Origin of the sequence: Rhodoplanes roseus, assembly GCF_003258865.1 — a bacterium.
Classification (GTDB): domain Bacteria; phylum Pseudomonadota; class Alphaproteobacteria; order Rhizobiales; family Xanthobacteraceae; genus Rhodoplanes; species Rhodoplanes roseus.
The window spans coordinates 1-3,198 of sequence record NZ_NPEX01000452.1 but is presented as its reverse complement, the minus strand read 5'-3'; the positions used below and the strand labels follow the sequence as shown (position 1 = coordinate 3,198).

Here is a 3,198-nt window from a genome sequence, read left to right as displayed (position 1 = left end):
GCGCGGGCCTCGTCGGGCTCGGCGCGGCGGCGGTCGCGGGTCTGCGGCAGGCCGCGATTGGTGGCGATGAGCTGGGCCAGGAAGCTCGCGATGTTGCGGCCGGCGGGCCGCGGCGGCGCGTCGCGCGCCGTGACCAGCGGCACCAGCGCCCGGCCGGTCGCCCCGGCGTCCGACGCCGGCTCGTCCCGGTCCTGATCGAGGAGATCGGGCTGGCGGGCCTGCCGCATGGCGGCGGCGAAACGAGAGGACGCGTCGATCGGCCTGGTGGTCATGATCTTGTTCCAAAACGAGACAGGGCTCTGTCGCTCCACTCCACATCGCAACGCGCGTGCCGCCGCGATGGTTCGACGTCGCGCCGCGGTCGACCGGCGCCTTCCGACCCGCGCCTCCGGGCCACCCGAACCGCCGCATCCCCGCCGCGGAAGTTACCAAATATTTAACCGTTTCTCGCTAGGCTGTCGCCCCAGCAGCTCGCCTGTCCCCAGCGAGGACCGATCCCGACGTGACCCATTTCGAGACGACCGTCTGTCCGCCTCCGGGATCGCCCGCGGCGGCCGGTACTCCGGCCGCGCCCGAGGCGTGCCCGCGCGCCCTGAACGCCTGCGACATCCTGATGTCGATCGGCGACGTTCCGTACACGTGGGACATCGGCTCCGACCGGCTCGCCTGGGGCGCCAATGCCGGCGACGTGCTGGGCATCACGACCGACGAGACGATCGCCACCGGGCGCGGCTTCGCGCAGATTCTCGCCGGCGACAACGCCGAGACCCGCTTCGATGCCGTGATGCGCTCCGGCACGACCGATTCGGGGACCGGCGTGCCGTTCGCCGTGCAGTACGCGATCGTGCCGCCCGGCCGGGGCGAGCCGCTGTGGGTCGAGGATGTCGGCCGATGGTTCGCCGGATCGCGCGGCGAGCCGTCGCGGGTGCACGGGATCGTCCGGGTCATCAACGAACGGCGCGCCCGCGAGGAGCGGCTCGCCTATCTGTCGCGCTACGACGACCTCACCGGCGAGATGAACCGCTGGCACATGACCGAGGTTCTGGCCGCGACCGTCGACGAGACGGTGCGGTACCGCGGCTCCTCGGGATTCCTGCTGCTCGCCATCGACAATGTCGGCCGCATCAACGAAGCCTACGGCTACGAGGTCGCCGACGACGTCATCGCCGCGGTGGCGAAGCGGCTGCGCGCCAGAATGCGCGGCGGCGACCATCTGGGCCGCTTCTCGGGCAACAAGTTCGGCATCATCCTCAAGCAGTGCACGCCCGAAGACATCCGGGTCGCGGCCGAGCGACTGCTCGCCGGGGTGCGCGACGGCGTCGTCCAGACCAAGGCCGGACCCGTCGCCGTGACGGCCTCGGTCGGCGGCGTCACGGTGCCGCGCCACGCCCGCTCCGTGCACGACGCGCTGGCCCGCTCCAAGGAGGCGCTGGAGATCGCGCAGTCGAAGCGTTGCGGCTCGTTCCACGGCTACCAGCCGAACGTCGAGCGCGACGCGCTGCGGCGCGCCAGCGTGCGCACCTCCGACGAGATCATCACGGCGCTCAACGACCGCCGGGTGCGCATCGCCTTCGAGCCGGTGGTCCGCACCGACACGCGGGCACCGGCGTTCCACGAGTGCCTGATGCGGATCCGCCGCTCCGACGGCGGGCTGATCAGCGCCGGCGAGGTGGTGCCGATCGCCGAGAAGCTCGGCCTGATCCGGCTGCTCGACCATCGCGTGCTGGAGCTGGTGCTGGAGGAGATGAACCGGGCGCCGCAGCTCTGCGCCAGCGTCAACGTGTCGCCCGCCTCGACCAGCGACGCCGACTGGTGGGAGGCACTCAATGCCGGCCTGCGCGGCCGGCCCGAGCTGGCCCGGCGGCTGGTGATCGAGATCACCGAGACGGCGGCCATCCAGGACATCGACGAGACACGCGGCTTCGTGGCGCGCGCCAAGGATCTCGGCTGCCGGGTGGCGATCGACGACTTCGGCGCCGGCTACACGTCGTTCCGCAACCTGCGCAAGCTCGGCGTCGACATCGTCAAGATCGACGGCGCCTTCGTGCAGAACATCACCCGCTCGGAGGACGATCGCGCCTTCGTGCAGACCTTCCTGGATCTGGCCCGCCGGCTGCGGCTGGAGACGGTGGCCGAATGGGTGCAGGACGAGGAGGCCGCGGCGCTGCTCGCCTCCTGGGGCTGCGACTACCTGCAGGGCCGCCTGATCGGCCTCGCCCGGACCGAGCCGCCCTGGCCGGCGACGCCGCCCTGCGAGGCGGCGACACGCTGAGGTCCCGCGGGCATTCTCGGCCCGCGAGAACCTCGCAAACCCGACCCCGGATCAGAAGTTCGCGGCGAGCTTCGGCGTGCTGCCGACCGCGGGTTCGGGCGTGCCCTTCGGCAGGTCGAACAGGCCGTCCGCCAGGCCGTCGAAGAACGTCAGCACCTCGGCGGTCTTCACCACGTCGGCGTATTTGGCGTGCATGTCGCAGAGATTGATGGCGTGGCTCGCCTCGCTGCGGTCGAAGCAACCCTCCTCGGCGAGCGCCACCCGGTAGTTCAGGCTGAAGGCGTCGAGCACGGTGGCGCGCACGCAGCCCGACGTCGTCGTGCCGGTGACGATCACGCTGTCGGCGCCGAGCAGCGTGAGATAGCTCGCCAGGTTCGTGCCGAAGAAGCCGGACGGCTTCTGCTTGGTGATGACGATGTCCTTCGGTCCGGGCGCGATCTCGGAGACGATCTCGTTTCCGTCGAGGTTCGGCACGATCGCGAGCTTGTCCTCGCTGTTGCGCGTGTTCTTCCACGCCCAGGAGCCGGCGTCCCAGTTGTCGGCGCGGCGAACGCCCGTCGTGTAGATCACCGGCAGGCCTTTGGCGCGGGCCTTCTCGACGAGCTGCTTGATGTGGGCGACCGCGGTCCAGCCCTCGGCGCCGCACGAGTTGCGCCAGCGCTTGATCGACTCGAGGATCGGCTCCGGCTTGTCGCCGCAGAACGCCCAGTTCACGTCGATGACGAGCAGCGCCGGGCGCTTGCCGAAGCCGCCATTGGCGCCGTAGCCGGACGCCGCGAACACCTGCTTGTCGCGTTCGGTCAGAAACTTGTTCCAGATCGGTTCGGACATGATTTTCTCCTGGCTCGGGGGATCGGGAGTCGTGTGGCTTCGGCTGATCGGATCGGAGAACGACGACCGGTGTCGGAGCAAGAACCGCCTCCCAC

Annotated in this window: 3 protein-coding genes; 1 reads left to right on the top strand and 2 read right to left on the bottom strand. The window is 70.4% G+C overall.

Going from position 1 to position 3,198, the window contains the following annotated elements; translation table 11 throughout:
- Positions 1-272 (bottom strand): hypothetical protein (locus CH341_RS29930; RefSeq protein ID WP_111423083.1); only part of this gene is annotated, 272 nt, incomplete at its 3' end.
- A gap of 341 nt (positions 273-613) precedes the next feature.
- Between CH341_RS29930 and CH341_RS29925 the strand changes: the two genes are divergently transcribed.
- Complete coding sequence (locus tag CH341_RS29925) at positions 614-2,272, top strand: bifunctional diguanylate cyclase/phosphodiesterase (protein WP_111423086.1); 1,659 nt, start codon at positions 614-616, stop codon at positions 2,270-2,272.
- 51 nt (positions 2,273-2,323) lie between these two features.
- Here CH341_RS29925 and CH341_RS29920 read toward each other — a convergent pair whose 3' ends face one another.
- Positions 2,324-3,103 (bottom strand): isochorismatase family protein, encoded by a 780-nt coding sequence (locus CH341_RS29920; protein WP_111423081.1) that lies wholly within the window; start codon positions 3,101-3,103, stop codon positions 2,324-2,326.
- Positions 3,104-3,198 lie beyond the last annotated feature (95 nt).

Excerpts from the sequence above, each read along its gene's own strand:
- CH341_RS29925 (WP_111423086.1), top strand. The coding sequence starts at position 614 with ATGTCGATCGGCGACGTTCCGTACACGTGGGACATCGGCTCCGACCGG.
- CH341_RS29920 (WP_111423081.1), bottom strand. The coding sequence starts at position 3,103 with ATGTCCGAACCGATCTGGAACAAGTTTCTGACCGAACGCGACAAGCAG.